Source organism: Pseudomonas sp. SH10-3B (assembly GCF_019891415.1).
In the GTDB taxonomy this organism is placed as follows: domain Bacteria; phylum Pseudomonadota; class Gammaproteobacteria; order Pseudomonadales; family Pseudomonadaceae; genus Aquipseudomonas.
This window is the reverse complement of record NZ_JAFLXD010000118.1, coordinates 1-887: the sequence shown is the minus strand read 5'-3', so window position 1 is coordinate 887 and position 887 is coordinate 1. Positions and strand designations below refer to the sequence as shown.

General features: G+C 59.9%; 1 protein-coding gene. It reads right to left on the bottom strand.

The window, feature by feature from the left end:
* On the bottom strand, window positions 1-887 hold an 887-nt coding region (locus J1G35_RS30600; protein WP_223016871.1), incomplete at both ends, for a hypothetical protein.

Sequence of the window (887 nt, the reverse complement as noted above, 5' to 3'; positions counted from 1 at the left end):
GCCTTGGTGATGTCGAACTCCACCTTCTGCAACGTCTGATTACCGGGTTTGACCGGTATATCCGGCGAGCCGCCATCGCCCGCGCCGTCCATGGTGACTTTGATCGAGTCATCGCCGCTCATGCCCACGTAGCTCACCACCAGTTTGGTGCCGAGCAGCACCTTGAGCGGGTCCAGCTCGGCGGTATTGGGTCCGGTCGCCTGCGCTTCGAGCAATGTCGGCGCAGGCAAATCGCCCACGTCACGGCTGACCCGCACCTCGGTGATCTGTGAGTAACGCAGCTTCTCCTCACCACGGCGCAACGTATAGAAGACCATCACTGATTTATTCAGGTTGTTGGTCACGTAGTAGCTTTCGATGTAGTGCTCGGTGGTGGCACCGTCTACGGGCACCTGAACGGCAATTTCGGTACGGGCCCCCGGACCGATCCAGTGCATGCGAATCCAGTCCGCCCGTTTTGTTTCTGTGAAGGGTGCAAACACCTTCACATGCTCGCCGATATCATCCGGATTCAACTGACCACTGATTGCCTTCTCGATGATCGGTGCAGGCATCGTGCGTTGAAGTTCGCCCACGATGACCTGCAAACGCAGGGATTCCTGCGGCCGACTGCCGGGGCGCGTGTGGGCGTAGAACACCTCTACCAAGTGGCCGTCAAAGCGCAAAAGCTCCTTGGGGTAGACCGTGAACAGCATGTCCCCGCCAGGTGTCGGCGGAATATCGTCGACCTGGCGGCCGATCCGATGCTCGATGGTGTTATCGGGGCTGCTCACCAGGAAGATCACTTCCAGATAGCCGTCCGGCGGCCAACTGCCTTGCAGGGGGAAACGCACGGTCGCGGCGACATCCGGTTCAATGTGCCCGCCCAGGTCCTCATCAATCGTCGG